The organism is Rhodococcus sp. MEB064 (assembly GCF_000834565.1).
Lineage (GTDB): Bacteria > Actinomycetota > Actinomycetes > Mycobacteriales > Mycobacteriaceae > Rhodococcoides.
In genome coordinates, this window is record NZ_JXQS01000053.1 from 67,778 (window position 1) to 88,598 (window position 20,821).

The 20,821-nt window shown below is 65.4% G+C and carries 16 protein-coding genes; 8 read left to right on the forward strand and 8 right to left on the reverse strand.

Annotated elements, in window-relative coordinates; translation table 11 throughout:
• Window positions 1-24: 24 nt before the first annotated feature.
• The 6 genes from RU01_RS18490 to RU01_RS18515 are packed head-to-tail and all read right to left on the reverse strand — an operon-like array spanning window position 25 to window position 5,699.
• Window positions 25-603 carry a YdcF family protein gene (locus RU01_RS18490; RefSeq protein ID WP_082043239.1) on the reverse strand — a complete coding sequence of 193 codons (579 nt, stop codon included), beginning with the start codon at window positions 601-603 and terminating at the stop codon, window positions 25-27.
• 9 nt (window positions 604-612) lie between these two features.
• Window positions 613-1,746, reverse strand: a complete 1,134-nt coding sequence (locus RU01_RS18495; RefSeq protein WP_042576049.1) for a glycosyltransferase — start codon at window positions 1,744-1,746, stop codon at window positions 613-615.
• A complete protein-coding gene (locus RU01_RS18500; protein WP_042576075.1) occupies window positions 1,743-2,276 on the reverse strand; it encodes a DapH/DapD/GlmU-related protein in 534 nt (177 codons plus the stop codon). The genes RU01_RS18495 and RU01_RS18500 overlap by 4 nt, the downstream gene beginning before the upstream one ends.
• Before the next feature lie 8 nt (window positions 2,277-2,284).
• Window positions 2,285-3,274 (reverse strand): GDP-L-fucose synthase family protein, encoded by a 990-nt coding sequence (locus tag RU01_RS18505; RefSeq protein ID WP_042576076.1) that lies wholly within the window; start codon window positions 3,272-3,274, stop codon window positions 2,285-2,287.
• A complete protein-coding gene (gmd, locus tag RU01_RS18510; RefSeq protein WP_042576050.1) occupies window positions 3,271-4,335 on the reverse strand; it encodes a GDP-mannose 4,6-dehydratase in 1,065 nt (354 codons plus the stop codon). Before gmd ends, RU01_RS18505 begins: the two co-directional genes overlap by 4 nt.
• Window positions 4,332-5,699, reverse strand: a complete 1,368-nt coding sequence (locus RU01_RS18515) for a glycosyltransferase (protein ID WP_442970556.1) — start codon at window positions 5,697-5,699, stop codon at window positions 4,332-4,334. The genes gmd and RU01_RS18515 overlap by 4 nt, the downstream gene beginning before the upstream one ends.
• A gap of 264 nt (window positions 5,700-5,963) precedes the next feature.
• Between RU01_RS18515 and RU01_RS18520 the strand changes: the two genes are divergently transcribed.
• The 8 genes from RU01_RS18520 to RU01_RS18555 all read left to right on the forward strand — a co-directional run bounded on the left by RU01_RS18520 (window position 5,964) and on the right by RU01_RS18555 (window position 17,605).
• Window positions 5,964-7,256 carry a hypothetical protein gene (locus RU01_RS18520; RefSeq protein WP_042576052.1) on the forward strand — a complete coding sequence of 431 codons (1,293 nt, stop codon included), beginning with the start codon at window positions 5,964-5,966 and terminating at the stop codon, window positions 7,254-7,256.
• 202 nt (window positions 7,257-7,458) lie between these two features.
• Window positions 7,459-8,718, forward strand: a complete 1,260-nt coding sequence (locus RU01_RS18525) for a hypothetical protein (RefSeq protein WP_042576053.1) — start codon at window positions 7,459-7,461, stop codon at window positions 8,716-8,718.
• Window positions 8,715-10,148, forward strand: coding sequence for a hypothetical protein (locus tag RU01_RS18530; RefSeq protein ID WP_042576054.1), 1,434 nt, complete (start codon window positions 8,715-8,717; stop codon window positions 10,146-10,148). The genes RU01_RS18525 and RU01_RS18530 overlap by 4 nt, the downstream gene beginning before the upstream one ends.
• Entirely contained in the window at window positions 10,145-10,921 is a 777-nt protein-coding gene (locus RU01_RS18535) for an SGNH/GDSL hydrolase family protein (RefSeq protein WP_042576055.1), read from the forward strand. Before RU01_RS18530 ends, RU01_RS18535 begins: the two co-directional genes overlap by 4 nt.
• Window positions 10,921-12,267 carry a polysaccharide biosynthesis tyrosine autokinase gene (locus RU01_RS18540; protein ID WP_042576056.1) on the forward strand — a complete coding sequence of 449 codons (1,347 nt, stop codon included), beginning with the start codon at window positions 10,921-10,923 and terminating at the stop codon, window positions 12,265-12,267. The genes RU01_RS18535 and RU01_RS18540 overlap by 1 nt, the downstream gene beginning before the upstream one ends.
• Window positions 12,264-14,360: a hypothetical protein gene (locus RU01_RS18545; RefSeq protein ID WP_042576057.1), complete on the forward strand. Its 2,097-nt coding sequence runs from the start codon at window positions 12,264-12,266 to the stop codon at window positions 14,358-14,360. The genes RU01_RS18540 and RU01_RS18545 overlap by 4 nt, the downstream gene beginning before the upstream one ends.
• Window positions 14,361-14,494: 134 nt before the next feature.
• Window positions 14,495-15,907: a glycoside hydrolase family 71 protein gene (locus RU01_RS18550; RefSeq protein WP_197074819.1), complete on the forward strand. Its 1,413-nt coding sequence runs from the start codon at window positions 14,495-14,497 to the stop codon at window positions 15,905-15,907.
• 306 nt (window positions 15,908-16,213) lie between these two features.
• The gene (locus RU01_RS18555; RefSeq protein WP_197074820.1) at window positions 16,214-17,605 is read left to right on the forward strand and encodes a glycoside hydrolase family 71 protein; all 1,392 of its coding nucleotides are present in this window, start codon (window positions 16,214-16,216) and stop codon (window positions 17,603-17,605) included.
• On the opposite strand, the gene RU01_RS18560 is transcribed toward RU01_RS18555, so the two are convergent.
• Together RU01_RS18560 and RU01_RS18565 are read right to left on the reverse strand one after the other, a co-directional pair.
• The gene (locus tag RU01_RS18560) at window positions 17,606-18,859 is read right to left on the reverse strand and encodes a lipase family protein (RefSeq protein WP_042576059.1); all 1,254 of its coding nucleotides are present in this window, start codon (window positions 18,857-18,859) and stop codon (window positions 17,606-17,608) included. It abuts the gene before it with no gap.
• A 1-nt stretch (window position 18,860) separates the two neighbouring features.
• A complete protein-coding gene (locus RU01_RS18565) occupies window positions 18,861-20,708 on the reverse strand; it encodes a serine aminopeptidase domain-containing protein (protein WP_052493370.1) in 1,848 nt (615 codons plus the stop codon).
• Window positions 20,709-20,821: the final 113 nt, after the last annotated feature.

Sequence of the window (20,821 nt, forward strand, 5' to 3'; positions counted from 1 at the left end):
GAGCCCGGCGGATAGCCGCCGGGCTCAGCAGTCCTCGAACACCGCGCGCGCGAATCCTGCTGTCTGATAGATGTATTGCCACGTCCACGCCCACCACGGAAGTTCGGTAGGGCTCGCGAGGACCGTGATGTCGCCGCCCCAGCACTTGTCCAGGATGTAGCGACTGCGGGACACATGCGGACGGAACGTGACCACGAGTACGTGGGACCAGTTCTGCTCCTCCGCGAGCCGGCGAATCTCCCGACCCTCACCGCGGGTCGTCGACGGGTCCGGTTCGAAACACGTGACCGTGAAGTCGTACGTGCCGTTGCACAGATCGTTCATGTAGTCGGGGTTGCCGTACGAGCCCACACCGCGTGCGGTGTACGGGTCGGAGAACACCACCTGAGGGGCGTAGCCCTGCTCGGCGAGTTCGAGTCCGTATTCTTCGCGTCCGTCGTGCGCGCCGCCGAGAACCACGATCGCGTCCGCTTCGGTGGGCTGGTCGACGCGGGGACTCACGTACGGTTCCCAGCCGATGACGACGCCTGCAGCGAGCACTCCGGCGGCCGTGAGAGCCGCGGTCCGACGTCGCCGACTTCGGGGCGGTTTTCTCTCGAGCACCCGGTAAGTCTACGGGGCAGGCAGCGCTGCCGGATGTCGCGAGTACTCGGCTTCGAGCGTCCGAGCGACCGCGGGCATACCGGAGGTCTCCCGCACCGTCCGAAGAGCATTGTCGCCCGCTCTGCGCAGCACAGGGGGGTCTGCGAGCAGGGCAGAGAGGGCGGCCGTCAGCGACTCGACAGTGCCGTTGGTCACTGCGCCGCAGGCGTTCTCGGCGACCATGGGTGCGAGACCGCATGTGTCGGTGACGATCACAGGAATTCCGACGGACATCGCTTCCAGGACGGACATCGGATACGGCTCGTTCACGGAGGGCAGAACGTAGACGTCGGCCTCACGCATCGCGTCGAGGGTGCGCTCGGGTGGGAGTGCCCCCCGCCACTCGATGGAGTCGCCGGCGCCCGATCCGGCGATGCGTGAGGACACCGCGTCGCCTTCGCCCTCGTCGGGGCCGATCAGCGTGAACCGGGCCGAATGTCCCTCGGCGAGAACAGCAACTGCGGCGTCGACGAAATCGACAGGCCGCTTGCGTGCCTGCAGGCGAGCGAGGAAGAGCACGTGCGGCCGGTCACCGGTGGATGTCGCCGGCCGTTCGGAGGTGGGTACGCCATTGGCCAGACGCACGAAGCCGACCTCGGGTCCCGCGACGGCGGCGACATCGGACTTCTCGTGGTCGGTGAGGTGGAAGACGGCAGAGGCCCGACGCAGCACCGGACGGGTGAAGACACCGTCGAGCGGCTTGGCCAACATCTTTCCGGTCGGGTCGATCATCCCGTGTGTCTGCGTGAACAGGCGCTGTGATCGTGCGACCGCGATGCGTGCCACGGGCAGCGTGACCAGGTCGCGCGCGAGGTGGACGTGAATCACGTCGTAGTCGCGGCCGTGGCGGAGGAACCACGCCACCATGGCCGGTGACGAGAGACCGGCGAAGCCGGCACCGGGGAGCACCGAGCGTACCGGGAACAGGCGAACCGGCACCCCGTCCTGCTCGGTGGGGATCACGTCGAAGCCCCGCGTGCCGGCGGCGATGGTGACGTCGTGCCCTCGAGCGATCAGCTCGCGAGCCTGGTTGACGGCGACGCGCACCGGACCGCCGTAAGCGCCGTCCGGTGAGATCAGGGTGACGACGTGCAGGATCTTCACGGTCGAACCACCGCGGTCGGTGCCAGAGCCATGGCCCCCGGCGCCACGTCGGCTGTGACCAGCGCGGTGGCGCCGACCGTGGCTCCGGCGCCGACGGAAACCCCGCGCAGCACCGTCGCTCGCGCGGCCACCCAGGCACCGTCTCCGATATCGATGGGCGCGTTGTCGAACTCGAAGGTCGGTGACCGACGATCATGACTCCCGGTGCACAACAGCACACCTTGCGAGATGCAGACGTCGGAGCCGATTGTCACGGGTTCCAAATTGAGAATCCAGGCGTCCTCGCCGATCCACGAGTCGCGGCCCACCGCCAGTTTCCACGGCCAGTGGATGCGCACGCGGTGCCGAATGAGGACGCCGTCGGCGATGTTCGCGCCGAAGGCGCGAAGGATGCGAATGCGGACCGACCCCGGGCACCACCATCGAGTCAGGACGGTTCCCGACACCGCCAACCACAGAACCTGTTTCACCGGTCCTGCGCCTTTGTCGTACCCGCGGCCTGTGAACCCCGCCAGCGATCGGCGTGGCATGTGGTCGCTCACGACCGGACGGTGGCGGCGTCGGCCCTACCCGCAGCGCGATACCAGTCGACGACACCGGCTATGCCGTCGGCCAGGTCGACGGACGGTGACCATCCGGAGTCGGTGAGTGTCGTGACATCGAGCAGCTTGCGCAGTGTTCCGTCGGGCTTCGACGTATCCCAGTTCACTCGACCGTTGTACCCGACGGCGGTGGCAACCATGTCCGATATCTCCGCGATCGAGTGGTCGACTCCGGTACCGACGTTGACCTGTTGCGGGCCGTCGAAGTGCTCGAGCAGATGCAGACAGGCGGAGGCCATGTCGTCGACGTGCAGGAATTCTCGACGCGGTGCCCCGCTACCCCAGTTGGTGACGTCGTCGGAACCGTCGGCAATGGCGTCCTCGAAGCGTCGGATGAGTGCAGGCATGACGTGTGAACCCGAGCGCGAGAAGTTGTCGCCGGGTCCGTACAGATTGGTCGGCATCGCCGAGATCCACGGCAGACCGTACTGTCTGCGAACTGACTGGATGTGCAGGATGCCCGCGATCTTCGCGATGGCGTAGGCGTCGTTGGTCGGTTCCAGAGTTCCGGTGAGGAGGTACTCCTCGCGGATGGGCTGAGGAGCCGACCGGGGATAGATGCACGAGGAGCCGAGGAACAGCACCCGTCGAACGCCGTTGGCCAGAGCCGCGTCCAAGACGTTCACCTGGATCTGCAGATTCTCCGACAGGAAGTCGACCGGGTAGGTGTCGTTGGCGAGGATCCCGCCGACCTTGGCAGCCGCCAACACGACGGTGCTGGGTGCCGACTCGGCGAAGAAGTCGAACACCTGGCCCCGGTTTCGGAGGTCCAGCTCCGACGACGTGCGCCCGATGAGTGACGTGAAGCCCTGGTCCTCGAAGTGACGCCAGAGCGCCGAGCCGACAAGCCCGCGATGGCCGGCGATGTAGAGCGGCTCGTCACGATCGAGGGGACCGGGCACGAAGCTGCTCGGTCCGGCGGTCACGAACGATTCCAGTCCGGAAGTGAGGGACGGTCGATCCACGGCTTGCCCTCGTGCGTCAGTGCCGCAACGTCTGCGTCGACCATGATGCGTGCGAGTTCGGGGGTGTGGACGGTGGCCTTCCATCCCAGGTCGCGCTCGGCCTTGCTCGCGTCGCCGATGAGGGCGTCCACCTCGGACGGGCGCAGGTACCGCTCGTCGAACTTCACGTGCTGTGTCCAGTCGAGACCGACCTGTTCGAATGCGGCGACCAGGAAGTCACGCACCGAGAAGTTGCCACCGGTGGCCAGAACGTAGTCGTCCGGGGTGTCGACCTGCAGCATCCGCCACATGCCCTCCACGTACTCGGGTGCGTAACCCCAGTCGCGGATCGCGTCGAGGTTGCCGAGGTAGAGCTCGTTCTCGACTCCGGCGGCGATGCGAGCGGCGGCACGTGTGATCTTGCGAGTCACGAATGTTTCACCGCGACGGGGCGATTCATGATTGAAGAGGATGCCGTTGACCGCGAACATGCCGTAGGCCTCGCGGTAGTTGCGGGTGACCCAGTAGGAGTAGACCTTCGCTGCACCGTAGGGAGAACGCGGGTGGAACGGCGTGCTCTCGTCCTGCGGAGGCGGTGTGGCGCCGAACATCTCGGAGCTGGACGCCTGGTAGAAGCGGCAGTCGACTCCGGCGAGACGGACAGCCTCGAGAAGGCGGATGGATCCGATACCCGTCGTGTCGCCGGTGTGCTCGGGCTCGTCGAAGCTCACCCGCACATGGGACTGGGCGCCGAGGTTGTAGACCTCGTCGGGGCGGATCTGCATGAGCAGAGTCACGAGCCGTGCGCCGTCGCTGAGGTCGCCGTAGTGCAGGAACATCTTCGCGTCCGGGTTGTGCGGGTCGGCGTAGATGTGGTCGATACGCGAGGTGTTGAAGGACGACGAGCGACGGACGACGCCGTGCACTTCGTAGCCCTTCGACAGCAGCAGTTCTGCGAGGTAGGAGCCGTCCTGTCCGGTGATGCCCGTGATGAGGGCGCGCTTGCCGGTTCCGACTTTGCCGATGGTGTCGATCGTGGTCATGAGGTAGTCAGACTTTCGGTACGGGCCGGGGAGCGGCGTGCGGCTGCGAGCCGACGGAGCCACCCCTCGTAGCGGTCGATGGCGTAGTCCTCGGAGAGAACGCGGGTGCAGTACTTGCGCCCGGCATCTCCGAACCGGCGAGACGACACGTCGTCCGAGCCGATCGCGAGAGCGGTGTCGAGAAGCTCTCGGGGGTCCCCCGACCCGATGTGAATCCCGGCCCCCGACGCACGGATCTCGTGCGCCGTCGTGCTCATGGGGTCGGTTGCGGCAAGAATTGGATTACCGCTGGTGAAATAGGATGTGAGCTTGCTGGGAACGGCCATCTCGGCGACACCCGGCTTCTCGTTGACCAGGAGTACGTCGGCCGCGGCGAGCGCGGACCGGAACTCGAGATCCGGGAGAGGCCGCACGAACTGGATGCGTGAGACGCCTGCGGCAGCCTCCTCCAGCTGTGGACGCTGATTGCCGTCGCCCATCAGGACGAACCGAACACGTCGGCCCTCGGCGTCGGCGAGCCGTGCGGCGTCGATGACGTTCTCGAGGCCCTGCTTGGCACCCATGTTGCCCGAGTGCAGGACGACGGTCTCGTCCTCGGCCCATCCGAACGATCGCCGGACGGCGTCCTTGTCGATGGTTCCCATCGGCTGGATGTGAGTCCAGTTGCGGATGACCTCGACCTTGTTCGGGTCGACCTGGAGGTTGGTGGTGACGTGGTCGCGGAAGCGGTCGTGGATGACCGAAACCCCGTCTGCAGCACGGAGAATCTCCGACTCGAATCGGGCGGCGGCGCGGGCACCCCGCCCGTCCATCGCGCCGGTCTCGACGACACCGAGACTGTAGAGATCCTGCACCCAGACACCGACAGCGGGCCGACGCGGCGACAGGCGCGCTCGAGCGATGGCCATGGCGGTCGAGATGAGGGTGGGGCTGACACAGAGAAGAACGTCGGGGCTGTTCCAGCCGCTGCGGACCGACCGCGCGCCGAAACTGGCCTCCATCTTGATGCGGCCCTTGGGTGTGGGCGGATCCGGCACCAGGTGACGCCGACGGTGGACGTCGACACCGTTGACGTTCTGATCCATGGACGACTGGTCGTAGCCGTCGGCGATGCGCCACTGCGGGTAGTGCGGCATACCGGTGACGACATCGATCCGATGTCCGCGTAGCGCAAGCCCTTCGGCCAAGGCGGTGGTGTACGGAGCGATGCCCGTCGTCTCGGGCGCGTAGTTGATCCCCAGGATCGTGACGCGCAGTGCCCGAGCGTCGGCAGATTCCGGCCCGTCGAACGGTGCCTGGAAGTCGTCCTGCGTCTCGGACGTGGTGTCGGGGAGTGTTGTCCACTCCCGCTGCGGCGAACTGATGGTGCACCTCCGGGTCTGATTGTGGGAAACCGTCCCCGAGTCGGTTTCAAGCCATTGAACCAGAATATCGGTTTCACGACAACTGTGAAACCGCGCGGGTTTGTTGTTAACCTGTCACTGTAAGACCGCGTGGTCCGGGATCGAGCGGGCAAACCGATACGCTCCGCTCCTCTGTGGACTGTCACCGAAAGGCCAGGGAAACGTGATGAGTAGTCGGGTCCAAGCTCCCGGAGTCGTGACTCGCGTCCGATCGGATCGACCGCGATGACCGTGGACCCGTGGGCCGGCAAGTTCTGCTGTCAGATCGAGACCTTGTACGGCCGGGTGGACTTGCGGTCTCTGGTAGCACTCGGAATCGACTGGGCGCGAACATGCTTCACTGCCTACGATGGACCGTCCGTATCGTGGTCGGTCGCCGTCGGTCCGGATTTCGATGTCCGCCCGCTGACGGAGTCGGTCATCCAGGGCGTGGAGGACGGCGACCTCGAGCTCACCGACGAGGGCTTCGAGCACGCAGCCGCCCACGACTTCGCCCGTGTCACCGACTCGCACGACACTCGGGAGGGTCGCTCGTACGACTCGTCCGTGGTGCACGTCGTTCTCGGGGCTCGCCACGTCCGCGTGGTGTACAGCCATTTGTTCGGCGACGAGACCGTGTTCTACCCGAAGTCGCGCCGGCTGCTGTTGGCCGCGTGTGGACTTCCGCCGGTGGACGTACCTCCGCTGAACGACCGTCGGCCGCTGACGGGGCGCCGCATCGTCGGGGCCGCCGCGCATGTCTTCGTACGTCGACCGACAGTGGCCGCGAGGTCGATGCGTCGCATCGTGCAGGAGCGAACCGAGTTGTCCGACTCCTCGGTGTCGTCGATGCGCATCGCGGATCCCGAGTCCGTGTTCGTGCTCGCCGTGACCGTCGAGAAGGTCCGTGCCGCGAAGATCCCGTCGGTCCTCTTCTACTGCTCGGTCCTGCGCGACCTGCAACTTCCGCCGACGGTCGTGCATCACGTGGTGACCGACATCCGTAGCTACTCCGACGTGTTGACCGGCACCGGCGGGAACGCGGTCAGCCACGTCCCGTTCGTCGCCGACTTCTCGACCCGGACGCCGGACAGCGTCGCGTCGTCCGTCTCCGCCCGCATCCGCCAGGCCGAACCGTCCGTTCGCGCCGCCGCGGCGCGCGTTTTCGGCCTGCGGGAGTCGCGTTCGCGCGTAGCGCCCATCGTGGCCTCGGACCGAGTGCCTCTGGTGACCACCATGTCCTACTACCGGCTTCCGCCCGGGCAGCAGCTCTACGGCGACGACGGTGCTCCGACTCGAACCATCGGTTTCCAGAATCCCGACCTCGGAGTACTCGCGTTCAATGCGCGCGACTGCGACGGTCGCGCGCACTTCACGGTCTCCCACCGCGGCGGCCTGATCGACCGCGATCGCCTGATGGCGGCGATGGTGGTCAGCGCTGCCCGTGTCGGATGCAGAGTGTCCTGGTCCTTGCCCGACGTCGACGCGGAGCGGCGCGTAGTGACAATCCACGAGAACGGCGCCGCCCTCGGCGCCTAGGACGCGGTCGCGATGCTGGTCCTTGGTGAGAGTTCGGACTATGGGCAGTTATGCATCACGAGAAACAATCCTGTAGACTTCTTTATGGGCAGTGATCAGGTTGCCGGTACGCATCGTCGGGGTGTAGGCGGGTCATCAGTCGGATGATCTGTCGTCCAACACGTCGAGGGGCGGTGACAATATGGCTGGGCTCAAGTTTCGGGTGATCGCCAGTGCTGGCGATCAAGTTCTCTCCAGCGTCAGCAACGCGGTGATCCTGTTCGCCATGGCCGGCCCGTCGTCGGTTCAGTCGTTCGGAGCCGCAGTTCTGGTCTTCTCCATCGTCACGGCAGCCATAGGGCTGGTGCGCGGAGCGTTCGGAACTCCTCTGCTCCTGATGAGCGGTCACTCGCGCGAAGAGATACTGCACGAGGGCTCACGTGGTCTCGGCAGTGCAGTGTTGTTCGGCTCCGTGGTCGGAGTTCTCGCGCTCGTCGTGTCCATCGCTCTCGACGAGCCGCAGGTCGGCTACGCGTATGCCACTGCTGTCCCCCTCGTCCTGGCGCAGGACGTCCTGCGTTTCGTGTCCATGGCTCTCGGTGAGCCCGAATCCGCCTTCGTCAGCGACGCGATCTGGGCAGTCGGTGCCGGAGCTGTTCTTGTCGTCACCTGGGTGTCGCCCACCGCTCTCGTCATCCCGGAGATGATCTGGTTCTGGTCTCTCGCAGGCGGTATCGCGCTGGTGCACCTGTCGTGGAAGACCGGAATCCGGCCGACCTTCCGCGGACTCCGCGCTTGGTGGCTCGAATTCTGGCAACACCGCACACGGTTCGCTTTCGAGAGTGGAGTCGACCAGATCGCGGCCATCCTCATCGTGTCCGTCTCGACCATCTTCATCGGCACGATCGCCGCAGCGTCCCTGCGCGGCGCCGTCACGGTTCTCGGGCCCTTCGCGGTTCTCATCAGCTCGTTGCCGTTGATCGTGATACCCGAAGCCGTTCGTGCAGGGCACAGCGCCCGACAGATCTGGCGCACGCTGAGTTACGCGGCATGGATCACCTCGGCGCTCGCCGCCACGATCGGGTTCCTGGCGCCGTTCGTTCCCTCGGCGCTCGGCCGTCTGCTGCTCGGTGACTCGTGGGCCGAGGCAACGCAGGTACTTCCCTTCCTGGGCCTCGAGTACGCGGCGATCTGTTGGATCGCCGGCGTCTACAACTTCTACCGTTCACGGGGTGCTTCCGCGGAGCTGTTGCGTTACCGCATCGTCCAGAGCGTTCTCGGCATCGTCATCTGCACCACCGCCGCCGCGGTATTCCGCACGGCGACCGGAGTTGCCATCGGCCTTGCTCTTTCCGCCACCATCATGGCGGTCAGCCTGGTGGTCGAGGTCTACCGCAAGCAGTTGCGCGAGGCCCAGCCCGAGGCGAAACAAGCACGCGTGCAGTCTGCTCCGGCAATCGGGTACGCGGAGTCGCGCTCATGACCGCCCCGACGACACGCGGGAAGCGTGCGCGGTCCGCCGTCGTCGGCCGAGTGGGTGGCCGACTGGGCGCCCCGTTGTTGGCTGTGTGGGTGGCCGCCTCGATGGTGATTCTCGTTCCCGTCATCGTCATCGGGTTCACGCCGACCCCGCACCGATCGGTCTGGATGGGTGCGCTCGCCGTCACCACCATCGCCGGAGTTCGTTACGCGTGGATCATCGGTGAGGGTCATCGGCGACTGATCGAGATGTCGTTCTGGATGTTCACGTACGTGTTCCTGGGCCTGGCGCCTCTCGCGCAGCTGCGACTGGAGCAGAACCCGCCCACCACACCGCGTCTCGACCCGTCACTCGATGTCAAGGCGATCGTGATCGTGGTCACCGGCCTCGTGTTCTTCTGCGTCGGACTGTTCGTTGCGCGAGTCGTGTGGCCGAGACTGCCCGCCGTCGTGACTGGTGAGCGCGGTGCCGGGTCCATCGACCCGCTGCGTGCCGTGGCGCTCGCAGTGGTCGCGCTGGCCTTGAATGCTTACTACATCAACAAGATCGGCATCGGCACGCTCCTCGAGAGTCGCAGCGCCGTGACGGAGCAGGCAGAAGGTTCGCTGGGCCAGTCCACGACCGCCGTCATCATCGCTGCAGGAGCGATGATGTCGCTTCTCGTCGCGTTCATCGCAGTCGTCAAGTACTACGACACGATGACCGTGAAGGAGCGCGCGTTCCTGCCGATCATCGTCGTGTTGGGGATGACCCTGTGCGTCACGCTCAATCCCATCTCCAATGCGCGCTATCTCTTCGGCACCGGAGCTCTCGCCGTGGCGGCTCTGTTCGGACTGTTCGCGACACGAGCCCGATTCCGCGTGGTCGCTATTCTCGCAGTGGCCGCGCTGGTGCTGGTCTTTCCCCTCGCCGACGCCTTCCGCTACAGCTCGTCCGCGCAGTTCAAGACGTCGAACCCGTTGCAGTCGTTGACTTCTCCGGACTACGACGCGTTCGCGCAGATCAACAACACCGTGCTGTACGTGCAGAACCACGGCAATACCGGAGGGGACCAGGCGCTGGGCGTCCTCTTCTTCTGGGTTCCCCGGTCCATCTGGGCCGACAAGGCGCCGGATACCGGCGTGCTGTTGGCCAAGAGTCGCAACTACCCGGTGGACAACTTGTCAGCCCCGTTGTGGACCGAGCTCTACATCAACGGCGGCATGCCCATCCTGGTACTCGGGATGCTGCTCTTCGGTCTCGTCGCCGGTGTGCAGGATCGGCGGATCGAAATATCCCTGCGTACTGCAAGAGCGCCGACAGTGCTTGCCTGCATTCTCCCGTTCTACGCCATCATTCTGCTCAGAGGCTCACTGTTGCAAGCGATGTCGTACCTGCTCGTGATCATTGCATGTGCCCTGTTCGTCACTGGATCCGGAAGGAAGCGGACATGACCCGATCGACGTTCCGCCGACCCGACGTGGTCGCGGTGATGGTGTTGGCGGTTGCAGTGCTGCTCACGGTCGGCGCACTGATCGCTCGCACGCCGTCGTCGACTGCTCCTGGTGTCGCTGCCGCGACCACTACCGATGGACCGCCCACCGCGGTGGAACGGCCGGCGCAGCCCTCCGCACTCTGGGTCGGAGACAGCTACACGGCAGGCGTCGGTCGTATCGACAATGCGTCGTACGCCCGCATCGTGTGTCTGCGCATGGGCTGGGCGTGCAACGTGGATGCGGAGGGCAGCACCGGGTTCCTCGACGACGGCGCAGCCGAGTACAAAGGCGTCACCAGCCGGCTGCCCGCACGACTCGACTTCGACAAAGCAACGTTCGACGCAGATGTGGTGTTGATCGATGCAGGTCGGAACGACCTGGAGGTCGACTACCAGACACTTCTCGGCGCGATCGACCAGTACGTGAACGATGTCCGGGCCGGCTGGCCGGACGCACGGATCGTCATCATCGTGCCCACGTTCATGTCGCCGGAGAAATACGACAACTACGACGCGCTCGTCGACGGCATCACCGGCATCGCTACCCGGGTAGGCGGCCAGGTACTCGATCCGATCGCGCTCGGCTGGTACGCCGACGTCGATATCCCGTCCATGCAGATCGAAGATCGCGTCCACCCCAACGCTGTCGGCAATGCCTACCTCGCCGGAGTGATCGAAGGCGATCTCCGCGATCTCGGACTCGACCGCATCACCGCACAGGAAGGCGCCTGATGGACACCGGAGAATTCGTGCGCACTGCTGCCAAGCGGTGGACCACTGTCGTCGGCGGGGTGCTGTTGGGCCTGCTGGTGGCATCTGCGGTGCTTCTGACGTCCGACACCTTGTACCGATCCACGTCCCAGTTGTTCCTGAGCACTCCCGGGTGGGGTGGGCCGACCACATTGGGCAACTCGGACTCGAGCCCGTACCAGGGTGACGAGTTCACGCGCCAGCGTGCGCAGACCTACGTGCGACTGGTCGAGGACATGGACTTCTCGCAGCGGGTGTCGGACCGGATGCAGGGAGCTGTCTCGGCGGACGACATCAGCAGCCACATCGGTGTGCGAGTCGTCCCCGACACGGTGTTGCTCGAGGTCACCGCCGGTGACGCGTCACCGACCGTCGCTCGTGACATCTCGGTTGCAGCAACTGCCCAGCTCTCGGACGACATCGAGAGGCTCGAGACTCCCGCCGGACTCAAAGTCAGTACCGTGCAACCGGTCGAGGTAGGAAGCGCCCGGGTTCCGAGCGAGCCCTCGTCGCCACATACCGCGCTGACTCTGATCGCCGGTGTCACGGTAGGCCTGCTCGCCGGTCTGTCGCTGATGGTCGTGCGCGAGCGCTCACGCCGGACGGCGGACGATCCGGAAACGATCGCCGTCGTCTCGGGTCGTCCCGTGCTGGCGTCGCTGTCCGACGCCTCCCGCGATGCGGACTTCGACGAGTTCCGGTACAACCTCGAATTCCTTTCCCCGCGTGTGGAATCGGGAATCGTTCTCGTCGCGGGACTCGGACGAGGAATCGGACGGACGTCGACAGTCCACGGATTGGCGGCGGCCTACCGCCGCGCGGGTCGCTCCGTCGTGACCGTCGACGCGGATTTCCGCTCCGACCACCGGTCGAGCAGCGACGCCGGACGGGGCATCAGCAATGTGGTTCTGGGCGAGATCGACCTGACCCGCGCACTGACGTCCTCCGACGGTGTTGCTCACCTCGGCAGTGGCATCCACCCGGCAGAGCCTGCGCGGCTACTCGAGGATCCGCGATTCGCCGAGGTGCTGACCGCACTATCGGCCAGCTACGACATCGTCATCGTGGATTCGTCCGACCTCGGACGATTCGACGACGCCCGAACGGTCGCGCGGCTCGCGGACGTGACTGTTCTCGTGGTCGCATCGGGTAGAACGACGACCCCCGAGATCACACGATCCATATCCGAGTTGCGAGCGGTCGGCGTCGACATCGCCGGCACCGCGCTCACCCATTCGGCAACGAAGCGAGCACGACTCGGCTTCGTCGCACCTCCCGACGACCAGGACACGCCCACGCCGGCGCAGACAGGAACGGTGACCCGATGAGCACCCTCATCAAGAAGCTTCGAGTCGACACGATGGTGTGGGCCGTCCCGGTCGGTGCCGTCATCGGCGCGATCCTCGCCCTGATGCTCACCACGGTGATGCCGAAGACCTACACGGCGAGCACCGTGCTGTTCATCGGCTCGCCCGCCGCCGGTGACTCGGCCGGCGCTTACCAGGGCGATCTCTTCTCGCAGCAGCGCGCGGGCACCTACGCCCAGCTGTTCTCGGGGGACGACCTCGCAGTGAAGGTCAACGACGACCTGAGTCTCGGGTTGACGCCTACCGAGCTGGCATCGAAGGTCACCGCCGCTGCCGTCGAGAAGACCGTGTTGCTGCAGCTCGACGTGGTGGACTCCAGCCCGGGCCGCGCCGCGGACATCGCCAATGCCTACGCCGCCAACTTCGCCCAGTTCGTCGGTCAGCTCGAGAACCCCACCGGTGGCGGTCAGCCGAGCTCGCTGGTCACCGTCATCACGGCCGCAGAAGCCCCTGCTGCGCCCACGAGTCCGAGCAGCACCACGAACCTCGCCGCGGGCGTCGTTCTCGGCGGCGCGCTGGCCGCCGGCATCGTCTGGCTGCGCCGTCGATTCGACAAGCACGTGCGCACCCCCGAGGCCCTCGCCGAGTCCGTCGGCGCTCCCGTGCTCGGCATCCTGCCCGCAGACTCCTCACGCAGCCGGTCGATGCTGACTCTTCCGCAGGACTCCACTGACAGTTACACCGAGAGTGCTCGGAAGCTCCGGACCACCGTGCAGTTCGTCGATGCGAGCAAGCAGAAGGAATCGCTCCTCGTAGCCGGTATCGGTGACGGATCCGCATCGCGCGAGGTTGCTGCGAACCTGGCGTTGCTTCTCACCGAGACGGGACGCACCGTCGTGCTCGTCGACGCCGACCTGCGCGATCCAGTTCTGCACGACTACGTCGGAGCGTCGCCCGGCGCGGGTCTCACGGATGTACTCACCGGTGCCCTGATGGTCGAGGACGCGGTGGTGACTGTTGCTGACGGTCGCCTCTCCTTCCTTGCTGCCGGCACAGCCGGTCACACGCCAGGGGAGGACATCGCGTCCAACCTGATGCGGACTGTCCTCGCCGAACTCGCCCGGACGTACGACCATGTCGTGATCTCGGCCTCCGATGCACTCGAGTTCGCGGATGCCGCGGTGATGTCCCACGATGTGGACGGGACAGTTCTGGTGGTTCGCCGAGGAGCCTCCACGGCACAAGACATCGACGCCGCGACGCGGGCGGTTCGATCCACCGGTGGGCGTCTGTACGGAGCCGTCCTGGTCGATCGGCCCGGACGCGCGGGAGGTCGGCCCCGACGCGTGGTCGCGGCCAGCCCTGCACCTGTTTCGACGTCGGATCACCGTGTGAATGTCGAGCGAGACGATGCTCGTCGCGATCTGTACACAGCTGCTCCGTCGGTGGACGCCGCCGTGGATCGCGGCAGCTCGTATCGGGACAGCGACGCCGACGCCAGGCCCGACACCCGTCGCAGAACCGACTTCGGAGACGACGGCCAGCGACGCGACAGCTTCCGCACCAGCGACTATCGACAGGACGATCACGGACGGCAGTACGACGTCGACCTCTCGGGAGAGCTGGACACGGATCCGTTCCCCGTCGTCACGGCGAGCGACTCCGACGGTGGCTGGGCACCGGCCGCACCGGTTCGTCGCCACGTTCCGGCTCGTCCTTTCCCGCGCGCGACGCTGTCCGCACCCGTCCGTGTTGCCGACAAGTCGGTCGACGAGGGCAAGCCTGCCGCGTCGGTCGACGACGCAGTCGAGGGCGACACGGTAGAGAAGGCAGAGAAGGCGGACGCGTCTGCCGAGAACCGGGTCGTGCTCTCCAAGTCCGGCACATCGACGTCGAGTGAACCGACGGTGGAACCGGCGCCCGCGGTCGGCGAGGACTCACCTGCGGAGGACGAGGACTCCGACGCGGCCGATGTGTCGGACGAAGCGGCAGACACCACGGCGATCGCTATTCCGCATCGCCAGCCGCCACGGCGGCCGGCGGGGCGTACGGCACAGTCGCAGAAGGATGCTTCTTTCGTCGCGTCCGGGCGGGTGCGCGGTAGAGCACGGTGATACGACGTTCGTCCACCGGATCTCTTCCGGTGCGCACCATGGTGGTGCTCGTGTGTCTGATGGTTGCATTCGTCGCGTCGTGTTCGTCGGAGTCGACGGTGAACGGGCCGGCAGGCTTGGACGGTGCGAACGTCGTGGGAGAACCTGACACGACAACCGAGGCGGCGCTTCCGTTCGACGTTCCCGCACCGGTGCAGACGGGCACAACGCCCAAAAAGGTATTCGCCCATTACTTTCCGCCCTACCCGGTGTCTCTCGACAACGAGGATCCGTCGGTGGACTACTACGCGACCCACTATCTGGATCCGGCCGGGGAGAACGGGCAATACAGTGACGTAGGCGGGTTCCTGCGTGACCGTCCTCTTCCTCGATCGCCACGGCCGGAGAGCGACTGGGTAGCGAGAGACCTGCAGGACGAAGTTCGACAGGCGATATCGGCAGGAATCGACGGTTTCTCCGTGGACGTCCTGGCGCCGATGGAGACCGGCAACTTCTCGGTGGCCTCTCGACCCGCAGCTCTCCTCACCGCGGCGAGCGAGGTGGACCCCACCTTCTCGATCATGTTGATGCCGGACATGTCCGGAACCTTGGCGTCGCTGTCCCCGGAACAGTTGGCGGACGAGATGGCGGCGCTCGCGCTGTACCCGTCGGCTTTCCGCCTGGACGACGGCAGAATCGTCGTCAGTCCGTTCCGGGGGGAGGTCAAGACTCCCGAGTGGTGGAGCCAGTTCACCGACGCGATGAAAACCCGTCACGGCCAGACCGTGGCGCTCGTGCCCGTGTTCGTGGACTCGACCACGGATCTCGAACCGTACGCACCCGTGTCGTACGGAATGTCGTCCTGGGGGGCTCGAAATCCCGCTTTCAATCCGACGACCGACACCGGCCCCGAATCTGCAGTCGGGCAGGCAGCGGAGGCCCATCGGCTGGGCAAGATCTGGATGGCACCGGTCTCGGTGCAGGACGTCCGCCCGAGCCAGTCGATCTACGACGAATCGTCCAACACCGAAAATCTGCGGTTGACATGGCAGAACGCCATGGGAAGCGACAGCGAGTGGGTTCAGCTGGTCACGTGGAACGACTACAGCGAGGGAACGTCCTTCGCCCCCAGCGTCCGCCACGGATGGTCGTTCCTGGACATCTCCGAGTACTGGTTGTGGTGGTTCAAGAACGATGCACCGCCGGCGATCGTGCGAGATACCGTCTATCTCACTCATCGAACGCAATCGGTGACTGCGACGACGCAGATCGCCGAGGCGTCTCCGATGACTCTCCGGCCGGGCAGCACGCCCGCATCCGACAACGTCGAAGCGCTCGTGTTCTCCACCTCGGCGGCGACTGCCACGATCCGGACGTCCGCGGGTGAGACGGAATGCATGGTCCCGGCGGGAGTAGGTGTGTGCACCGCACCCCTGGCGCCCGGTGCCGTTTCGGTGGACGTCGCCCGAGACGGAAATGCCGTTGCGCGTGTGGATTCGCCGTTCCTGGTCGATACTTCGCCGGTCGTTCAGTCGCTCGACTACGTGGCTGTCAGTAGTAGGCGCTGAATACTGTGTGATCGACCCGTAAAACGTCGTCAAAAAAGAATCGGCGTTTGTTTCGAATGTGAGCGTGTTCGTAAAAATGTGAGCCGCGGCACGCTAAATTGCGTTTCATGCGACCTATTCTCCCCGTAGTCGATCCGAGCGCACGTCATGCGTGACCGAACCGACCGGAATGTCGGACCGCGCCGGTCGAGGCCGTCGATCAGCCGGTGGTTGCGCGCGGCAACTCTGACGGCGACTGCCGCGTTCCTGGTCACGGCTGTGTTGAACCCGGCCACCGGTCGGTTGGTGGTAACTGCCGACGATATCGTGAACACGGCGTACGCTTCTCCGGGCATTCCCGTCGACATTCCGACGACGCCGAGTGCGAAGAAAGTCTTCGCTCACTATTTTCCGCCATACCCGGTGTCGCTGGACAATGTCACGCCGGCGTCGGACTATTACGCGACTCAGTACCTCGACCCCAATGGGGAGAATGGCAAGCACGCAGCCTACGGCGGTTTCCTTCGTGACCGGCCGATTCCTCGCGCACCGCGTGCCGGAACCGACTGGAAGATCCAGGATCTCCGCCAGGAGGTCGCTGACGCCCGCAGCAGGGGAATCGACGGCTTCACCGTCGACATTCTGACGCGGTCCAGCAGCTCCAACCCCATAGCTCCTGTTGCCCGTCAGCTCATCGACGTCGCGGGGGAGACCCGTGGAGCGTTCTCCGTCGTGTTGATGCCGGATATGAACGGCGAACTGGGCGGACTGACCCCCGACGGTATGGCCGACGAGCTTCAGCAATACGCGAAACTGCCGGGGACCTACAGACTGGCGGATGGACGCCTGGTCGTGTCGCCGTTCTACGCGGAACGCAAACCGGCGTCGTGGTGGTCGAGCTTCATGACGTCCATGAAGAACCGCTACGGCATCACGGTGGCATTCGTCCCCACGTTCCTCGATGCCCCGTCCAACATCGATGCGTTCGCATCGATCAGCTACGGAATGTCCAACTGGGGTGGTCGAAACCCCGCGTTCAATCCGACCACGAACACGAATCCCTACTCCCCGGTGGCCATCGCGAATCGGGTCCACTCCTTGGGGAAGATCTGGATGCAGCCGGTGTCGTTCCAGGACAGCAGGCCGAACCAGAGTATCTACGACGAGGCGCAGAACACCACGAATCTGCGCAACACATGGGACATCGCGATATCGACCAACAGCGAGTGGATCCAACTGACCACGTGGAACGACTACAGCGAGGGTGCGACGTTCGCGCCGTCGGTGCGCCACGCATGGGGCCCTCTCGACGTGAGTGCGTACTACCTGGTCAGGTACAAGTACGGGTCGTGGCCGGCAATCAAGCGGATCGGCCTGTTCATCTCGCATCGAACCCAGACAGCGGCGGCTCGTCCGTCGTTTCCGGAAAGCCGCTTGATGACCCTGCGTCAGGGAAGCAGTCCCGCACGCGATCTCGTGGAAGTTGCGACCTTCGTCAGCTCTCCGGCGCAAGTCACCGTCCAGGTCGGAACGCGCAGCACGACGTGCTCGGTTCCTGCGGGGCTCGGCATATGCACCGCTCCGTTGGGTACCGGAACTATTCGCGCTGTCATCAAACGAAACGGACTGACAGTGCAATCGGTGACGTCGGCGCAGACTGTCGCGGCCACGCCGTATGTGCAGTCTCTCGACTACACCATGACAAGCAGCAGGAAATGATCAGGCGCAGACGTCCGCAGCAGCAGGCTGCCCGGCAAAGCGTGCCTCGAACCAGATAGCAGTTTCTGCACCGGGGTCCAGGTCGTTGTGTCCCTGCCCCTGCCGGACGATGTGATCGATGGAATCACCCATCGCACATGCTTTCTCGATGGCCTTCGCGATCCATTGCGGTTTGACCGTCTGATCGGAGTCGCCGTTGACGACGAGGATCGGACCCGCCGATGTGCGACGAGGAAGTTGGATCGTGTCCAGCCACGTTTCGAGCCGTGCCGCCGCTTCAGGGGACGACGGGACGGTGTCCTGCGGGTTGATGTTCTGGATCTTGCCCGCGCGCCGGCTCAGGGCGGCGGTATCTGCGGTGCAGGCAATCCAGTCGGAAGGTGTCTGGGAGAGCGTTCCATGCAGATAGTCGTCGGTCACCGCGTCCGGCACTGATGCAGTGAGCCCAGCGACGAGGAACGGGAAGCCGACCTGCTGGTCGCGGCTCATGAACCGTGACGACGCGAGTGTGCCCTGTTCCGTGAGGTCGAGTGCTGGGGCCAACGCCACTGCACCGACGAAATCGAGTTCGGGGGCGTAGAAGTCGGCGAGTTCGGACGCCGACCACGCGGCTTGACCACCCTGGGACACACCCATGGCGGCCCACTTGTCGGACGCAGCGGGTGACACGGCGCGGGCAGCCCGCACGGCGTCGATCATGTTGTACGCGCTGGTATCCGGTTCGAGATACGGGTGTACCGGCGACGAGCCCGGACCTTGATACCCCAGGCCCTGATAGTCGGTCATGACCGCGACGTACCCCAGTTTCATCAGGGGGACGATGGTGGATGCATAGCCCAGCAGGTTCGGATACGACGACGGTGCGCAGTCGGCTGTGACTCCCGTGGTTCCGTGTCCGAACGTCACGACCGGTCGTGTTCCACCGGGAACCGGCGCGTTCGGTGTGAAGACCACGCCGGAGACGGCTGTCGCCTGTCCGTCCAAGCCCGACGTCGACCAGTAGACGATGCGTGTGGCCGTAGCCCCCACGTCGACGATGGAGGGATCGACATCCTCGAACGGTTCCGAGGAGATCAACGTCCCACGCTGTGAGGCATCGGCTTGATCGAGGGTTGGAAGTGCTTGCTGCGCCGGTGGTTCCGGGGCAGCGGCAACCTCGGACGTGCACGCGCTGAGCAGGCCGGTGACGACGAGAAGCGCCAGTGGAACCCTGCGGCGGACGGAGTGGGAACGAAGGGAGGACAAGCGCGTCATATCAGAGTTTCTCGGCGCCCAGCGGAACCGTGGATGCAGGCGGAGTGGGAGAGCTGCCGAAGGTTTCGGCCACCACGGACAGCAGGTGCGTGAACATCGTCTCGCGGAGTCCACGGTGATAGAGCGAATGGTCACCGCGATCGAACGACGTCACCTCGGGATCGAGCCCGCGCGCCCGCAGACGGGTCAGTGCCGAATTTCCGCGGCTGGTGGTGAACAGAGCGTGATCTTCGGGAGACAGGAGCGTCACCGTCCGTGCGCCTCGGGCATTGAGCGGACCCAGCACGACTTCGGGTGCGCCGACCAGGCCGACAGCCCCGAGCGCCCGCCACCCGCGGTCCGGCAGGGAGTCGCGCACCGTCAGCCCTGCATTACGGACGACGCGGGCTGCTCGGAACGCCATGGTTGCCACTCGGGATTCCATGGCGTCGACGTGTGCTGCCTTGATGGGCACCCGGCTGTTGCGGAACGACCATTTGGCCATGTTCATCATCACCACCGCCGCGGCGCCGTTCTCGCGAGCAGCGTAAGCGGAGTGCCACGATCCCGAACAAATTCCGGCGTGCACCGTTCGCGATGCCGGAGCATCGGTGCTCCGGACGAGATGCAGGACATCGTCGCGGGCGACTGCCGATGTAGGTGCGGTGGACTCGTCGTGAGCCACCTCACCGCTGTCTCCGGTGCCACGGCGGTCGTATCGCAGTGCGCCCACTCCACGCGAGGCGAGCAGTCTGCCGCCCTCTACCCAGAGTCGCGCCGGTCCGATGCGATGTTCGGCGGCGGTCTGGTGCAGGACGACGAGACCGTCTCGGGACGACTTGCCCTCGGCGAGTGCGGTGAAGGAGAGCAGTCGATCCGGGCCGCGGTAGCCGATGGTCTCGACGACTCGCGCGCCGTCCGCTGCGAGGCCGACGGTGGCAGTGGTGCGGATCTCCGCGTCCACCGGAGAGAATTCACGTCCCGCACCTGCGGTCACCCATGTCGCGACGTCCGTCAGGACGGCGGTGGGAACGGAGAACACGAAGCTGGGCGGATTGACGAACGATTCGAGACGGGCCGACAGGCGGAGCTCTGCGTCGGTGGCTGCGAGCATCCCCTTCATGACCCGGGAGTCGGCATCGTTGGTCCGCACCACGGCGAGTCTGCGCTCGGATACCGATGTCAGGGTGTTGCTGTCCAGGGTCATCGCGGAGAGACGGTCGACCGTCTCAGTCGCGAAGGAACCGCCGATGAACGACACCAACCCGTCCGTTCCGTCGTCTTCGCCGACCATGACGCTGTACTGGGCCGTCTGCTCTCGGACGTACCGTCTGCCCGACACGACAGGGTCCAGCAGAACGACCGATTCCAGGGGGCCGAGATCGTGCGCGACCTCGGCGGCGAGCATGGCCCCGGCACGTACCCCGATCAGCGAGACCGGGACGTTCGCGGAGGCGCGTACGTACTCCACTGCTTCGCGGACGCTCTGGAGCCAGCCGTCCATCGCCTCCGGATCGGACTGCAGGCCGACGGAGTCACCCTGGCCTCGGTAGTCGAAACGGAGGACGAGAAATCCGGAATCCGCGAGAAGGTGGGCGAGCTGTCGGAGGCCGCGATACGTCGGGATGTGTTCGCGCGCGAGCGGTGAGCAGATGACGACGGCTCCACGTGCGGTCCGTGAGGCGGGGATGTGCAGGCTTCCGAAGAGGGAGCTCTCTCGTGGACCGAACCACGTTTCCGCCGTGATCGGGCGGCCCGATGTCACCAGGGGGCGGGTCGCTACCGACGTCCTACCCGTCGCATTCTCGACCTCGTGGCGAGCTGCAACGTCGGACGCGAGACCACGCTCGCTGTACGCGTGTCGAGTCATCGGTATGCCCCTGTTCCTTCGGTAGAGCCTTCGGTCGGTATCTTACTCACCGTCAAACATACCGAATGTTGATATTTATTTCATCGAACCGAGTCCGATGGCCCGATCACCGA